Source organism: Pontibacillus chungwhensis (assembly GCF_030166655.1).
Lineage (GTDB): Bacteria > Bacillota > Bacilli > Bacillales > BH030062 > Pontibacillus.
Genome location: NZ_CP126446.1, coordinates 2,055,411 through 2,071,845 on the forward strand (window position 1 = coordinate 2,055,411; position 16,435 = coordinate 2,071,845).

Sequence of the window (16,435 nt, forward strand, 5' to 3'; positions counted from 1 at the left end):
GAACATCCGTTCTATTATAGATGTAAGAGCATTGAAAGGAGTACAAATAGATTGGCTAAGAATTCTACTCAATATAATGATGATTCAATACAAGTACTAGAGGGGTTAGAAGCAGTTAGAAAGCGACCTGGTATGTACATAGGAAGCACAGACCATCGCGGGCTTCATCACCTAGTATATGAAATAGTTGATAATGCCGTTGACGAAGCGTTAGCGGGTTATGGGAACCGAATTACGGTGACCATCCATAAAGATCAAAGTGTATCAGTACGTGACGAAGGGCGTGGTATGCCTACGGGGATGCACCGACTTGGTAAGCCCACCCCTGAAGTCATACTTACCGTGCTTCATGCTGGTGGTAAGTTCGGACAAGGCGGTTATAAGACAAGTGGTGGCCTGCATGGTGTAGGGGCCTCTGTTGTGAATGCGTTATCAGAATGGCTTGAAGTGACCATTTATCGTGATGGACAAACGTATTATCAACGTTTTGAAAATGGTGGTAAACCTGTCACGTCGCTTGAGAATAAAGGGGCAACAAGAAAAAGTGGAACTGTTATTCACTTTAAACCTGATTCTGAGATTTTCTCTATGACAACGTTCAATTTCGAAACTTTGTCAGAACGCCTGCGAGAAGCTGCATTTTTACTAAAAGGAATGGAAATTGTTCTAGATGATAAACGTCAGGAAGACCAAAAGGAAAGCTATCAGTATCCTGATGGACTAGAGTCGTTTGTAACCTACTTGAATGAAGAAAAAGATACACTTCATCCTGTAGTAGCATTTGAAGGGACTCAAGATGAAATTGAAATCGATTTTGGTTTTCAGTTTAATGATGGGTACGCTGAAAGTATGCTCTCATTTGTGAACAACGTCCGTACAAGGGATGGTGGAACACATGAATCAGGGGCTAAAACGGCTATAACAAGAATATTTAATGATCATGCCAGGAAAACAGGACTCTTGAAAGAAAAAGATAAGAACCTAGATGGTAATGATATCAGGGAAGGGTTCACAGCGGTTATTTCCGTTCGAATCCCTGAAGAGAAACTTCAGTTTGAAGGACAAACGAAGAGTAAATTAGGAACGTCTGAAGCTAGAAGTGCTGTGGATGCGGTTGTAGCAGAAAAATTATCGTATTTCTTAGAAGAAAATCCTGATGTGGCAACGATGCTTATCCGTAAAGCTATTAAAGCGAAGGAGGCACGCGAGGCCGCTCGAAAAGCTAGGGAAGATGCGAGATCAGGAAAGAAGAAAAAACGAAAAGAAACGTTACTGAGTGGAAAGTTAACACCAGCTCAATCTAAAAATGCTCAGAAAAATGAACTGTATCTCGTTGAGGGTGACTCTGCTGGTGGTTCTGCTAAGCAGGGACGGGATAGAAGATTCCAGGCTATTCTTCCTTTACGAGGCAAGGTCATTAATACAGAGAAAGCAAAACTTCAGGATATCCTAAAGAATGAAGAGATTTCAACGATTATCCATACCATTGGAGCAGGGGTTGGCTCGGATTTTGATATCAATGATTGTCAATACGACAAAATCATTATTATGACGGACGCTGATACCGATGGTGCCCATATTCAAGTATTGCTCTTAACATTTTTCTACCGTTATATGCAAGAACTCGTGAAAGAAGGTAAAATCTATATTGCTCTTCCACCTTTATATAAAATTTCTAAAGGAAAAGGGAAAAAAGAAAAGACACGATATGCATGGGAAGAAGATGAAATGCAGCAAGTGTTAAAAGAGTTTAAAAACGGGTATACCATTCAGCGATATAAAGGTCTTGGTGAGATGAACGCTGATCAGCTTTGGGAAACAACGATGAACCCTGAATCAAGAACCCTGATCCGTGTAACAATTGATGATTTAGCTCAAGCTGAGCGTCGTATTACCACTCTTATGGGTGATAAAGTAGAGCCGCGCAGGAAGTGGATCGAATCTCACGTAGCCTTTGGATTAGAAGAACAAAGTAATATTTTAGAGAATGATAAATTGCAATAGAGTAGGAGGTTCACCTTTTGTCTCAGTCAGAACAGTATATGGATTTGCCATTAGAAGAAGTATTAGGTGACCGGTTTGGTCGTTATAGTAAATATATTATACAGGATCGCGCGCTTCCTGATGCGCGCGATGGTTTGAAGCCTGTTCAACGTCGTATTTTATATGCGATGCATCAGGAAAAGAATACCCATGATAAACCATACCGTAAAGCAGCCAAAACAGTTGGTACGGTTATCGGTAACTATCACCCTCACGGTGATACGTCCGTTTATGACGCGATGGTTCGACTTAGTCAGGACTGGAAGCTTCGAAACCTATTAGTGGAGATGCACGGAAACAATGGGAGTGTGGATGGAGATCCCCCGGCTGCCATGCGTTATACAGAAGCAAGGCTTTCTAGTATGGCTTCTGAACTACTTCGAGATATTGATCAGGAGACAGTGGATTACATCCCAAACTTTGATGATACAATCGCTGAACCTGTTGTACTCCCAGCTAAATTTCCTAACTTATTGGTTAATGGTTCTACAGGTATCTCAGCAGGGTATGCAACAGAAATCCCTCCTCATAACTTAAGTGAAGTGATTGACGCCGTCATGATGAAGATCGATCGTCCGGAAGCTTCTGTAGATGATCTAATGGCTGTTATGAAAGGTCCTGATTTCCCAACAGGTGGTATTATACAGGGTGTAGATGGAATTAAGAAAGCTTATGAAACAGGAAAAGGAAAAGTGGTTGTTCGTGGCCGCGCTGTTATTGAGCAGTTACGTGGTAATCGCGAACAAATTGTAATAGATGAGATCCCTTATGAGGTAAATAAGGCTAATCTTGTTAAGAAAATGGATGAACTGCGAATAGACAAAAAAGTCGAGGGCATTGCTGAAGTTCGAGATGAAACGGACCGTACAGGATTACGCATTGTTATTGAGTTGAAAAAAGAAGTAGATAGTGAAGGGATATTAAAGTATCTTTATAAAGCTACCGATCTGCAAATCAGCTATAATTTCAACATGGTTGCGATCCATGACAAAACCCCTAAGTTAATGAGTCTTAAAGGGATTCTTGATGCGTATATAGCTCACCAAAGGGATGTAGTAACGCGGCAATCTGAATTTGAGTTACGAAAAGCAAAAGAAAGAGCTCATATAGTAGAGGGTTTAATTAAAGCGATATCGATTCTAGATGAAGTGATATCAACCATTCGTTCTTCAAGTGATAAACAAGATGCAAAGAAGAGACTTATGGAAGCGTTCGGGTTTACTGAACCTCAATCAGAAGCCATCGTAAACTTGCAATTGTATCGATTAACGAATACAGATATAACATCTCTTCAAACGGAAGCAGAGGAATTAAATAAACGAATTAGTGAGTTAGAAGCAATTCTTGCAGATGAAAAGAAACTACTTAAGGTTATTAAAAAAGACCTGGCTTCTATGAAAAAGAAATATCATACAGACCGTCTAACTGTTATTGAAGACGAAATCGAAAAATTAGATATTAACCCTGAAGTAACAGTCCCTAGCGAAGATATTCTCGTATCTGTTACGCAAGCAGGTTATATTAAACGTACAAGCCTACGTTCCTATGCAGCTTCAGGAGGAGAAGACTTTGCCATGAAAGAGGGAGATCGTCTCCTCGGGTTATTCGAAGTCAATACAACCGACACCATCCTTCTATTTACCAATAAAGGTAATTACCTCTATCTTCCAATCCATGGGTTACCAGATATCCGTTGGAAAGATCTTGGACAGCATATTGCCAATTTAATTACTGTTGAAAAAGATGAGCGAATCATCCGAGCTGTGCCAATTAGAGATTTTCAAGAAGCAAAATACTTCTTATTTGTGACCAAAGCAGGAATGATCAAGCGAAGCGAAATATCTCTTTACCAAGCACAACGTTATTCGAAACCACTAGTAGCTATTAATTGTAAAGGAGAAGACGAAGTGGTGGATGTACATGTAACAGACGGCCATCAGGACGTTTTCCTTGCTACTAATACGGGATATGGGCTCTGGTATCATGAATCAGAAGTGAAAATTATCGGTCAACGTGCAGCTGGTGTTAAAGCTATGGCATTAAAAGAGGATGAAGAAATTGTAGCAGGTAAAGTTTTTGAAGAGAACAGTGATCCATCAGTCCTTCTTGCTACTCAAAGGGGTGCAGTGAAGCGGATGAGGCTAAAAGAATTTGAAAAGTCTTCTCGCGCAAAACGTGGTGTAGTTATGTTAAGGGAACTGAAGAACAATCCTCATCGTGTCGTAGGTTTACAACTTACTCAAGGTCAAGAAATCCTTTTCCTTGAAACAGAAAATGGAACGGTTCAAGAGATTAACGCAGGTTCCTTCAAAGCGAGTGACAGATATAGTAATGGGTCATTTGTTATTGACCAGGATGAATATGGTCAAGTCGTGGCAGTATGGAGAGAAGCCGACTATGAGAAAGTGTTTGATACGGAAGAAGAACCATCATAGATGAAAGGAGAGGACTCTAAAGGGATTTACTTTAGAGTCCTTTTTTACTGATTAGATTCTATGAAAGCTTTCATTATTGAATTTATGAAGGCTTCATAATCAAATTTCATTGCAATATGTTGGAGAGGATAATCTTCCTTTTTATTACCTAGACGTAAATCTACGATGGTTTGCCCATAAGCTTCTCCTTTTTCAACTACTACTGTAACAGGAGCTTCTATGTAAGATATGGATCCTGGATGGAGAGCAGCCCATAAAACAAGAAGGTCATGAATAGGAGCTCCGGTTTGTGAATGGGTAGCGTTTGATTTCTGATAATACGTGTAGTAATAGTCAAATATTTCTACGAGAACAGAGCCAATCATAGGGTCTTTGCAGAAATCTTTAATGGTGTGGATCATATTTGAAGTGAGAATAGCAAAGTTTGTGACATTTAAGGGTATAATTTTTACTTTTTTTCGGACTGTAAATACGAGATTTGCAGCATAGGGATCCCCATATATATTCGCTTCTGCCACTGGCGTGACATTTCCTGGGGTGTGAAATGCGCCTCCCATCACATAAATATCCTCGATCATTTCAGCTATTTCAGGATAGAGCACAAACATTGAGGAAAGGGAAGAAAGTCTGCCTACATTTACAATCGTTAACTCATTACGGTATCGTTTAATGATGTCGACTGCTTTTGAATACTCGTGAATACGCTTATTCTGAATGTCGGATGAATAAGGCGAGAGAGGACCTAATCCAAACTCTCCATGGATGTCCTTAGGGTAAATGGGAAAGGCTCCAGTATAAGGTTTATAGGCTCCTCGAATAATATCAATCGAAGATTCTGCTTTCGTTAACGCACGCAAGAAAAGAGCATTGTTTTCAGCGTTATGTTCTGAAATGTTTCCATAGCCTGTAACGAGACCGACAATTTCAATAGAAGGCTCCATTCGAGCATATAGTAAGGCAATGACATCGTCGATACCAAAGTCTCCAAAGAATAAGATCTTCTTGGGCACCTCTAACACCCCTTTTAACCATTTATTACACTATATGGTAATTAAATCCAAACTATAACATGAAGAAATCCCCATTAACACTTCCTTATACTTAGTAGCAACTCCGAACAAAAAAATAATAAACCAAACCAAAGAGTATTTCAATTATTCAGAATTTTGTGCTATGATGTAAATGAAAAAATAATAGAAAGTAGATGATCTATGAAAGAGTTAAAAGACAGAATAATCGATGCAGCGCTCGTTTTATTCGAGAAAGATGGCTATCACGGTGTAACAGTCAATCAAATTGTTGAGCATTGCAAGGCTTCAAAGGGAGGATTTTATCACCACTTTGAATCCAAAGATGAATTGTTATATGTGATACACGATACCTTCATTACATATGTTTTAGAGAAAGCACATGTAGCGAAGCAAACCTACCACTATCCCACAGAGCAACTTCAAGAGATGATCACATCCTTCGTAAAAGTATTCGATCTATACAAGCCACATATTTATGTCTTCTACCAAGAAAGCACGTACTTAAAACCGCATTATGAAGAACGAATTAAAGAGAAACGAAATGAATTTAAAGAGCTTTTATTCTCTGTTATTGAAAAAGGTCAGCAGACTGGTGATTTCAGAAAGGAACTACCAGTTGTGATTACGGGTATGTCGATCCTTGGCATGGTGAACTGGACCTACAAATGGTACAAGAAGGATGGAGAAAAAAGTATCGATGAGATTGCGAACATCTACGTAGATTTAATCTTGCATTCTGTTTTAAAAGAACCAGATCAAAGTCTTTTAAAGTTATAGAATTCTATTTTTTTCAGAATTTTATAAAGCGCTTACATGTGAATTGTACCGACTAAGCGGTCGGTCAATTAAAAAAGATAAAGGAGTAGATGGAATGAATTTCGAATTAAGTAAAGAGCAAGAAATGACACAGAAAATGGTTAGGGAATTTGCACAAGAGGTCATTGCTCCAAGGGCCGTAGAACTCGATAAGACTTCCACGTTTGCTAAAGATATTTTTGATCAGATGGGTGAACTCGGTATGTTAGGCATTCCTTTCCCTGAAGAATATGGAGGGTCTGGTGGAGATACGATTACTTATGCTCTGGCTGTTGAGGAAATAGGCCGCGTCTGCGGAGGAACTGGGTTGAGTTATGCTGCAGCTGTATCCCTTGGTTCAAGTCCAATCTATTACTTTGGAACAGAAGAACATAAGAAAGAGTTTTTGGTGCCACTAGCGAAAGGGGAAGCACTTGCTTCGTTTGGGCTTACAGAGCCTAATGCCGGGAGCGATGCTGGAGGAACTCAAACAAGGGCGATTCAGGATGGAAATGAATTTGTGATTAATGGAGAGAAATCTTGGATTACTAATGCAGGGTACGCTAAGACGTTAACCGTAACGGCTGTTTCTGGTAAAGATAGTAGAGGAAAAAACATTATATCTGCTTTTCTTGTTCCGACAGATACACCAGGTCTTAAAATCTCAAGTAATTATGACAAGATGGGAGTTAGAGCATCAAATACATCTGAGATAATCTTGGAGGATGTTCGTGTTCCAAAGGAGAATATTTTAGGTGATCCTTCAAAAGGTTTTAAGCAATTTTTGCACACATTAGATGGAGGTCGGATTTCAATTGCTGCTCTAGCTGTAGGAATCGCACAAGCTTCCCTCGATAAAGCATTAGCTTATGCAAAGGAGCGGAAACAGTTTGGTCAACCAATCTCAAACTTTCAAGCCATTCAATTTAAGTTAGCAGATATGGCAATGGAAGTAGAATTAGCAAGAAACATTGTTCTTAAAGCAGCTTGGCTTAAAGACCAGAAAAAGCCTTTCACGAAAGAATCTGCTTATGCTAAGTTGTTTGCTTCTGAAACCGCTTTCCGGTCAGCGAATCAAGCCATCCAGATTCATGGTGGTTATGGATATATGCGTGAGTACGAGGTAGAACGTTATTTACGTGATGCGAAGTTATTAGAGATAGGAGAAGGAACATCTGAGATCCAACGTCTGGTCATTAGTCGTCAGTTAGGGTGTTAGTGTACGATTTACTAAATTTATAGAGGAGGCAGGTAAACAATGCCCTTATTAGAAAAGACGGTTGGAGAATTGCTGGAGGATAAAGCGAGTGCTCATCCTGAGCATGAAGCTTTCGTTTATCCGGAGCTTGGGATCCGAAAAACATATCGTGAATTTGATAGCCTAACAGATGCAGCCGCAAAAGGTTTTATGAGTTTAGGTATTCAAAAGGGTGAGCATGTTGCCATTTGGGCAGACAATAAACCAGAATGGCTTATCTCTCAATTTGCTACAGCTAAGATGGGTGCGGTTCTCGTCACAGTTAATACTAATTATCAAGCACGAGAGCTCGAATATTTATTGAAGCAATCTGATGCAACGACTCTAATATTGGCTGAGGAGTATAAAGGTACTTCTTACGTAGATATTTTAAAGCAAATCTGTCCTGAACTCGGTCATTCTGGTAAGGGTAAACTCTATAGCCCTAATTTACCTCATCTAAAAAATATAATCATTCTTAATGACCGGAATGAGTCTTCAATGTATACATGGAAAGAAATTATGGAAGAAGGAAAGCGTATAACCTCTGAGCAGCTCAAGCAGCGTAAACTTTCTTTATCCCATAAAGACGTTATCAATATGCAATATACATCTGGTACAACTGGCTTCCCTAAAGGGGTTATGCTTTCCCATTACAATATTGTAAATAACGGGAACCAAGTAGCAGATGCGATGAAGTTAACTGAGGATGATCGATTGTGCATACCCGTCCCATTCTTTCATTGTTTTGGCTGTGTGCTTGGTACAATGGCAGCCGTCTCTAAAGGGAGCACAATGGTTATTTTAGAACAATTCGAACCTGTGGCTGTGATGCGGGCGGTTCAAGATGAACAATGTACGGCGCTTCATGGGGTGCCGACAATGTTTATAGCAGAACTCAATCATCCTGATTTTTCAGATTTTAAGTTTCCTCATTTACGCACAGGTATTATGGCAGGATCAACATGTCCTATGGAAGTTATGAAAAAAGTCATTCATAAAATGGGGGCCAGTGAAATTACGATTGCATATGGCCAGACTGAATCTTCCCCTGTAATCACCCAAACTACAACGGATGACCCAATTGAAAGAAGGGTAGGGTCTGTTGGAAGAGCTCACCCAAACGTGGAAGTCAAAGTCATTGACCCGGCAACTAGTGAGGAAGTACAAGCTTTGGTGCCTGGCGAACTTTGTACAAGAGGGTATTTAGTGATGGAAGGGTATTACAAGAATAAGGAAGCTACTTTTGCCGCTATTGATGAGGAAGGATGGCTTCATACTGGTGATATAGCTGTAATGGATGAAGAAGGATATGTGGAGATCACCGGAAGAATTAAGGATATGATTATTCGCGGGGGTGAGAACATCTACCCAAGAGAGGTAGAAGAGTTCTTATACACTCATGGAGATGTGTTAGATGTTCAGGTCATCGGAGTACCTGATGAAAAATATGGAGAAGAACTCATGGCGTGGGTTATTTTGAAGGAAGGTAGAGAGCTTTCGAAAGAGGAGCTCAAAACATTTTGCCACGGGGAAATCTCTCGTCACAAGATACCAAAGTATATAGAATTTGTATCAGAATACCCGATGACAGCGAGTGGTAAAATCCAAAAATATATTTTGCGCGAAAATGCACTTCATCTCATCCAAAATCAAACTTAATTTGAATGGAGGAATCTAAGATGTTCTCGAAACTACTTATTGCTAATCGAGGAGAAATCGCTTCTCGCATTATCCGAACATGTAAGCGCTTGAATATTCAAACCGTAGCGATTTATTCCGAACCAGATGAGGATAGTCCGTATGTTAAGGAAGCAGATGAAGCCTTTCCTCTTGGTGGGTCAAGAGTTCATGAGAGTTACTTACAAGTAGATAAAGTTATTGAGATCGCTAAAAAAGCAAGGGTTGATGCCATTCACCCAGGTTATGGGTTACTAAGTGAAAATGGCGATTTTGCAGAGCGAATCCAGTCAGAAGGTATAACCTTTATTGGTCCCACAAGCGATGTAATCAGGAGTATGGGAAGTAAAGTGGAAGCGAGAAGGATGATGAAGGATGCCTTAGTTCCCGTTATTCCTGGTACGTCTTCGTCAACGAAAGATGCTGATGCAGCTGTCAAAGCCGCTTCTGAAATTGGGTATCCTATTATGCTAAAAGCGTCTGCTGGTGGTGGCGGCATCGGAATGCAAGTGGTCACAAATGATGAGGAATTAAGAAAGGCCTATGAAAGTAACGCTAAGCGAGCGCAAATGTTTTTTGGGGATGGGACGATGTTTTTAGAAAAGAAAATTGTAAATCCCCATCACGTAGAGATTCAAGTATTGGCTGATCAGAAAGGCCATGCTATATACCTTTTTGAGCGGGAATGTTCTGTACAGCGGAGGCACCAAAAAGTTGTGGAGGAAGCACCTTCTCCTTATATCTCAGAAGAAACAAGAGTCAAAATGGGTGAGGCAGCACTTAAAGCCGTTCAAGCACTCGGGTATCAAAATGCAGGTACAGTTGAATTTTTGGTGGATGATAATCAACAATTTTACTTCCTTGAAATGAACACGCGCCTTCAAGTTGAACACCCTGTAACAGAAGAAATTACCGGCTTTGATTTAGTGGAAGAGCAGATTCGCATTGCTTCAGGCGAGGCGTTGCGATATAAGCAAAACGAATTAACGATTCATGGCCATGCCATAGAGGTCCGAGTTTACGCAGAAGATCCGAAGACGTTTTACCCTGCACCTGGACAAATGAACAATTTGCAACTACCAGTTGGGGATCACATTAGACATGAGTTGGCTGTTCACTCGAAGAGCTTTGTATCTCCCTTCTATGATCCTATGATCGCAAAATGCATTACGTGGGGGGAAACAAGAGAGGAAGCAATAGAAAGAATGTCTTATGCTTTAAGCCAATATGAAGTTGAAGGTATTAAAACAAACCTCCCTATGCTGAGAACAGTGCTGAATCATGAAGTATTTAAACGCGGTAATTATACCACTAGTTTTGTAGAAGATTATTATCTAAAGGAGGAAGCAAAATGACAGAAGTTAAGGCAAACATGGCAGGAAGTGTATGGAAAATTGTAGTGGCAGAAGGAGATCAGGTTACATCCGGTCAGGATCTCTTGATCTTAGAATCAATGAAAATGGAAATCCCCATCGCTACAGATGATGATGGAACAGTAAAAGAACTGAAGGTCCAAGAGGGAGAGTTTGTCAATGAGGGGGATGTTGTAGCCATTCTTGAATAAAAGGAAGGGGATTCTAATGAATTTACCAAATGAAGTAAAAGTTAAAGAAGTTGGACCTAGAGACGGGTTGCAAAACGAAAAAGAACATGTCTCAACTGTGGAGAAGATTGAGTGGATTAATCAATTGTCAGAAACAGGCCTTTCTTATGTAGAAATTACTTCCTTTGTTCACCCAAAATGGATTCCGCAACTTGGTGATGCAGTAGACGTAGCTAAACGAATTAATCGAAAAGAAGGAGTAACATATGCAGCTCTGGTACCTAATGAGAAAGGGTTAGAGCGAGCGCTAGAAGCGGATATTGATGAAGTCTCTATTTTCATGTCCGCTTCTGAAGCGCATAATCGTAAGAATATTAATAAATCTATTTCTGAAACTTATCCTGTCCTCTCACCTGTGGTTCAAACGGCGAAAGAAGAAGGGAAAACAGTAAGAGCATATGTATCCACAGCATTTGGTTGTCCTTATGATGGCAACGTAGAAGTAGATCAAGTCTTATCTGTATGCCAGAGATTATTTGAAATGGGGATCGATGAATGCTCGATTGGAGATACAATCGGAGTAGCAAACCCTCTCCAAGTAGAACAAGTGCTTACTTCGTTAAGTCAACACTTCTCAAAAGACCAGTTAGCCCTGCATTTTCATAATACAAGGGGGACTGCCTTAGCTAACGTTCTAACGGCATTGCAATTAGGCTTTACAACGTTTGATAGTTCTCTTGGTGGTCTTGGAGGTTGTCCTTATGCCAAGGGAGCTTCAGGTAATCTGGCTACAGATGATCTATTATACATGCTCGAAGAAATGGGCATTCATACAGGAATTGACCTTCATAAGCTCCTGAAATCTGGGGAGTGGATTCAGGGTGTTGTGGACCGTCCTTTGCCAAGTCATCATATGCAACTGGTCAGAAGTGGAGGGATTCATGCTTGAAGAAATCAGTAGTCTTACAAGTAGTGGAAGATTACGTGTATGAAATTACCTTAGACAGACCGGAGGCTGCTAATGCATTCTCTCATGAATTGATGGATGATTTCTTACAATGTTTGAATGAAATAAAAAAATCAAGTGAAGTAAGATGTGTCATTGTGAAAGGAAGCGGGGACAAGGCCTTTTGTGCGGGAGCGGATTTAAAAGAAAGACGAGGTATGAATGATCAACAAGTGGTCGAAACCGTACATAAAATAGGACGATGCATTAAAGAATTTGAATCTCTTGAAATTCCAACGATTGCTTCTATAAATGGTGTTGCTTTCGGAGGTGGCTTAGAACTAGCGCTCGCTTGTGATATACGATTCGTAAGGGATGATACCAAAATGGGCTTAACCGAAACATCACTAGGTATTATACCAGGAGCGGGAGGTACTCAACGCCTGCCTCGCTTAATAGGAGTTGGAAAGGCTAAGGAATTAATTTTTAGCGCTCGTCGGATTTCTTCTGTAGAAGCTGGTCAAATAGGTATGGCTGAGAGAGTTGTTCCTTTTGCTAAATTAGAGGAAGAAACGAGAGAGCTTGCGAGAAGAATCGCAAGTAATGCCCCGATTGCCCTTAAAGAAGCTAAGCGAGCGATTGATTTAGGGATAAATACAGATAAGGATACTGGTCTATCTATCGAGTCCCTGTGCTACAAGCAAACCATTCCGACTGAGGACCGAATGGAAGGATTAAATGCTTTCAGGGAGAAACGTTCCCCAAATTATAGAGGCAAATAAAAAAGGAGGATCTATATGACAACAAAATATGATCAGACATTTCAAGACAAAGTCGATGGCATAAAAAAAGGTGGTCTTGAAAAGTACCATCAAAAAAATGCCGAAAAAGGAAAGCTATTTGTTCGAGAGCGATTGGAGTTATTATTTGATGACGGAATGGATATAGAAGATGCTTTCTTTGCGAATTGTCAAGACGGATCTCTTCCGGCAGACGGTGTGGTTACAGGTTTAGGGAAAATTAACGGTGAGACCGTTTGTGTAATGGCAAATGATTCAACGGTAAAAGCTGGTTCTTGGGGAGCTCGGACAGTTGAGAAAATTATTCGTATTCAGGAAACAGCGGAAAAGCTCGAAGTCCCTATGCTTTATCTCGTTGATTCAGCTGGCGCAAGAATTACCGATCAAGTTGAAATGTTTCCAGGCAGACGTGGAGCAGGGAGAATCTTTTATAATCAGGTAAAACTTTCAGGACGTGTGCCTCAAGTTTGTTTACTCTTCGGTCCATCTGCTGCAGGGGGCGCATATATTCCTGCTTTTTGTGACATTGTGGTGATGGTAGAAGGGAATGCATCTATGTATTTAGGTTCACCACGAATGGCTGAGAAAGTGATTGGTGAAAAAGTGAGCCTCGAAGAAATGGGTGGGGCTAAGATGCATTGTTCTGAATCTGGATGCGGGGATGTATTAGCTAAAAGTGAACAAGAAGCGATCGATTATGCGCGAAATTATTTAAGCTACTTCCCACAAAATTTCAGAACCGCTGCGCCATCAAAGGAACCGCTACCTGTTAAACCTCATGATCAAACTATCAAAGAATTGATACCAGAAAACCAAAACGCTCCATTTGATATGTATACATTAATTGATCACTTGATTGATGAAGATTCGTTTTGTGAGATTAAGAAGTTATTCGCAAGGGAACTGATTACTGGACTAGCCCGGATGAATGGAAAACCGGTTGGTATTATAGCGAACCAGCCGCGTATGAAAGGCGGCGTGTTGTTTCACGACTCAGCAGATAAGGCCGCTAAATTTATTAATCTATGCGATGCCTTCCATATCTCACTATTATTCTTGGCGGATATTCCAGGGTTTATGATAGGCACCCGCGTAGAAAAAGCAGGGATCATTCGTCACGGGGCGAAAATGATTTCGGCTATGAGCGAAGCAACGGTACCTAAAATCTCAGTTATTGTTCGAAAAGCTTATGGTGCAGGTTTATATGCTATGGCTGGTCCTGCTTTCGAACCAGACTGTTGTCTAGCTCTTCCAAGTGCTCAAATTGCTGTTATGGGACCAGAAGCAGCAGTTAATGCTGTATATGCGAATAAGATAGCAGAGTTATCAGAAGAAGAACGTCCTCAATTCATAAAAGAAAAACAAGAAGAATATAAAGAGAATATTGATATTTATCGCCTTGGTTCTGAAATGGTAGTTGATGATATTGTAGATCCTAATCGATTACGAGCAGAACTAATTACACGTTTCTCTTCCTATGAAACGAAACGTTTACAGTTTACTGAGCGAAAGCATGGCGTATATCCGGTTTAAGCACTTCTTTATTGCGCTAAATATTGAAATGACGATAGAATTGACAAGCACATCAGGGACTCTTCTGACATGATTAAAACTGACCCTTATGGAGGTTCTATAAATGGAATTACAAACAATATTAAACAACGTTGACTACAAAATTCTACAAGGGGATGTTCACGTAACCATTGAATCTGTTGCCTATCATTCAGGTTTAATCCAGCAAGATTCCTTGTTTATCTGTCTTGAAGGAACAAAACGAGACGGACACGACTATATTGCCCAAGCTGTTATGAAGGGTGCTGTCGCCATTATTATTCAAAAACAAGTTGGTCTTGAATTTGTTCCTAAGGATATGACAGTGATTCAGGTTGAGAATACAAGAAATGTACTTCCTGTTATCGCCAGTCAATTCTATAGTCATCCATCCCAAAGCTTTCGTTTAGTAGGGGTGACAGGAACAAGTGGGAAAACATCTGTATCCCATCTGATTTCGTCGATCTTACAACATTCAGGAAGAAAAGTAGGGACTGTCGGAACGCTTGGGGACCGTATTAACAATACGGAGATGAACGCGTACCGTACAACTCCTACAACACCGGAAACAGTAGACCTGCAAGCATCTTTTGCAGCCATGCGCGATCAAAGTGTGACAGATGTTATTATGGAGGTCTCTTCACTAGGGCTGAAGAATAAACGAGTATTAGAATGTCAATTTGATGTTGGGATTTTTACAAATTTATCAGAAGACCATCTTGAGGATCAGGGGGCATTTGATGATTATAAAGAAAGTAAGCTTTCCTTATTCCCGATGTGCCCTTATTCGATCTTGAATGCTGATGACCCGTATATATCTGAGTTTATTGCGGCTACTAACGGGTGCTATGAAACCTACGGAATCAATAATAAAGAGGCAGACTTAGTTGCTACCCATATTAAAGATAATGAAAACGGAGTAACGTTTCAACTTACACATAAAGAATTCCAAAATGAAGTATACGTACCAATAAAAGGGGCTTTCACAGTATCAAATACCTTAGCAGCCATTAGCTGTTCTCTCCATTTAGGTCTAGAGATTGATGACATTGTAGAGGCATTAAAACATGTGAGAAGACCAGACGGACGCCTGCAAACCATCCATTCCCCTGAGGGATTTACCGTAATGGTTGACCATGCCAATACCCCTGAAAAATTGGAGAAGGTCTTATTAAATTTATCTCCTATTAAAAAGGGAAATGTATTTGTTGTTTTTGGTTGTGGAGGAGAACGCGATAGAGGAAAAAGAGCTGTCATGGGTGAGATTGCTTCTAGGTGGAGTGATTATGTGATAATCACCTCAGATAACCCTCGCTCAGAAGATCCCTCTAGGATCGTAGCTGAAGTAGAAGAAGGAATGAAAGCCCCGGGAGACTATGAAATTATAGAAGATCGAGAAGAAGCCATACACAGGGCGCTCCGTATGGCCGAACCGAGAGATATCATTCTGATAGCAGGCCGGGGAAATGAAGATTTTCAGGAAGTAGATGGATCAAAGGTCGTGTTTAATGATTTTGATGTAGTTGAGAAGTTTATGAATCAGCACACATCACCGATCAAGGAGGGGTAAGTCATAACAAGTCCAGTGAAACGACGTATCGTTTTTGGTTGTGGATTGTTTTTAGGATTGTATCTCTTACTAAAGGGAATTGACTTTTTTCAAACCTCCGGAAGAAATATTGGAACTCCGCAGGAATTGCATTTGTTCATGGTTGACGTAACAGAGCTACTTCCTTTTCAACAACCTCCCATTACGGGAACCATATTGTTAGTAATGGGGTCCATTATAGCTGCGTTATGCTTTGTTGCTTTCCTTCGCACCACTCACCATGAGGAGCAGAATCAATTTGATCAAAAAGTAAAATAGAACGGTGAATCATAGCCAATAATAAAAACCGCTTCCCTTAAGGGAAGCGGTTTTTATTATTGATAAACTTCATTCATAATACGTTTTAAAATATGGATTTGCTCATCAAATAGGATTTTATAATGTTTTTTCATGACTTCGAATTCTTCAGATCCTTGTTCCGTAACACGGTACCAGTATACTTTTTGTCGTTTCTTCTCCAGGGATTTGTAATCTTCACGCCGCTGTAACAATCCTTCTTCTGTCATATCGTGAAGCGTATCAAGCAAAGTAGATGGAGCTGGCTGCCAGTTACCTGTTAACTTACTAAACTCTTCTTTAAAATGCTCGCTAATCAGAGACGTCCGTTTGTGTAACAAATGCAAAATATAAAACTTAGTAAACTGAGCGGCAGACATATTAAGAGCAAACTTCTTTGGATTATTTTTGTGTGACATCCAAACGACACCCCTTTTGGTAGAAAATAAGTTTGTTACCAACATCTACAATACTAGTATACCATATTTT

14 protein-coding genes are annotated in these 16,435 nt (G+C 40.2%); 12 read left to right on the forward strand and 2 right to left on the reverse strand.

Translation table 11 applies throughout. The features are described 5' to 3' along the window. Positions 1 to 51: 51 nt before the first annotated feature. Both parE and parC read left to right on the forward strand, forming a co-directional pair. A complete protein-coding gene (parE, locus tag QNI29_RS10635) occupies positions 52 to 2,004 on the forward strand; it encodes a DNA topoisomerase IV subunit B (RefSeq protein WP_231416459.1) in 1,953 nt (650 codons plus the stop codon). A gap of 17 nt (positions 2,005 to 2,021) precedes the next feature. Next, complete coding sequence (gene parC, locus QNI29_RS10640) at positions 2,022 to 4,478, forward strand: DNA topoisomerase IV subunit A (RefSeq protein ID WP_231416460.1); 2,457 nt, start codon at positions 2,022 to 2,024, stop codon at positions 4,476 to 4,478. 44 nt (positions 4,479 to 4,522) lie between these two features. Here parC and QNI29_RS10645 read toward each other — a convergent pair whose 3' ends face one another. After that, on the reverse strand, positions 4,523 to 5,488 hold the full coding sequence (locus QNI29_RS10645; protein ID WP_231416461.1) for a nucleoside hydrolase: 966 nt from the start codon (positions 5,486 to 5,488) through the stop codon (positions 4,523 to 4,525). Between the two features lie 201 nt (positions 5,489 to 5,689). Here QNI29_RS10645 and QNI29_RS10650 point away from each other — a divergent pair, with 201 nt between their 5' ends. The 10 genes from QNI29_RS10650 to QNI29_RS10695 all read left to right on the forward strand — a co-directional run bounded on the left by QNI29_RS10650 (position 5,690) and on the right by QNI29_RS10695 (position 15,928). Continuing rightward, positions 5,690 to 6,286, forward strand: a complete 597-nt coding sequence (locus QNI29_RS10650; protein WP_231416462.1) for a TetR/AcrR family transcriptional regulator — start codon at positions 5,690 to 5,692, stop codon at positions 6,284 to 6,286. A 94-nt stretch (positions 6,287 to 6,380) separates the two neighbouring features. Then, on the forward strand, positions 6,381 to 7,523 hold the full coding sequence (locus tag QNI29_RS10655) for an acyl-CoA dehydrogenase (protein WP_231416463.1): 1,143 nt from the start codon (positions 6,381 to 6,383) through the stop codon (positions 7,521 to 7,523). Positions 7,524 to 7,562: 39 nt separating this feature from the next. Beyond that, on the forward strand, positions 7,563 to 9,203 hold the full coding sequence (locus tag QNI29_RS10660) for an AMP-binding protein (protein ID WP_231416464.1): 1,641 nt from the start codon (positions 7,563 to 7,565) through the stop codon (positions 9,201 to 9,203). A gap of 20 nt (positions 9,204 to 9,223) precedes the next feature. Beyond that, the gene (locus tag QNI29_RS10665) at positions 9,224 to 10,576 is read left to right on the forward strand and encodes an acetyl-CoA carboxylase biotin carboxylase subunit (RefSeq protein ID WP_231416465.1); all 1,353 of its coding nucleotides are present in this window, start codon (positions 9,224 to 9,226) and stop codon (positions 10,574 to 10,576) included. Further along, the gene (locus tag QNI29_RS10670) at positions 10,573 to 10,785 is read left to right on the forward strand and encodes an acetyl-CoA carboxylase biotin carboxyl carrier protein subunit (protein ID WP_231416466.1); all 213 of its coding nucleotides are present in this window, start codon (positions 10,573 to 10,575) and stop codon (positions 10,783 to 10,785) included. Before QNI29_RS10665 ends, QNI29_RS10670 begins: the two co-directional genes overlap by 4 nt. A 16-nt stretch (positions 10,786 to 10,801) precedes the next feature. Further along, positions 10,802 to 11,713, forward strand: a complete 912-nt coding sequence (locus QNI29_RS10675) for a hydroxymethylglutaryl-CoA lyase (protein WP_231416467.1) — start codon at positions 10,802 to 10,804, stop codon at positions 11,711 to 11,713. Further along, a complete protein-coding gene (locus tag QNI29_RS10680; protein WP_231416468.1) occupies positions 11,710 to 12,492 on the forward strand; it encodes an enoyl-CoA hydratase in 783 nt (260 codons plus the stop codon). The genes QNI29_RS10675 and QNI29_RS10680 overlap by 4 nt, the downstream gene beginning before the upstream one ends. Positions 12,493 to 12,507: 15 nt before the next feature. Next, positions 12,508 to 14,043: an acyl-CoA carboxylase subunit beta gene (locus QNI29_RS10685; protein ID WP_231416469.1), complete on the forward strand. Its 1,536-nt coding sequence runs from the start codon at positions 12,508 to 12,510 to the stop codon at positions 14,041 to 14,043. A gap of 103 nt (positions 14,044 to 14,146) precedes the next feature. Beyond that, on the forward strand, positions 14,147 to 15,631 hold the full coding sequence (locus tag QNI29_RS10690; RefSeq protein WP_231416470.1) for a UDP-N-acetylmuramoyl-L-alanyl-D-glutamate--2,6-diaminopimelate ligase: 1,485 nt from the start codon (positions 14,147 to 14,149) through the stop codon (positions 15,629 to 15,631). 138 nt (positions 15,632 to 15,769) lie between these two features. Further along, entirely contained in the window at positions 15,770 to 15,928 is a 159-nt protein-coding gene (locus QNI29_RS10695) for a hypothetical protein (protein ID WP_231416471.1), read from the forward strand. 56 nt (positions 15,929 to 15,984) lie between these two features. Here QNI29_RS10695 and QNI29_RS10700 read toward each other — a convergent pair whose 3' ends face one another. After that, a complete protein-coding gene (locus tag QNI29_RS10700) occupies positions 15,985 to 16,365 on the reverse strand; it encodes a PadR family transcriptional regulator (RefSeq protein ID WP_231416472.1) in 381 nt (126 codons plus the stop codon). Positions 16,366 to 16,435: the final 70 nt, after the last annotated feature.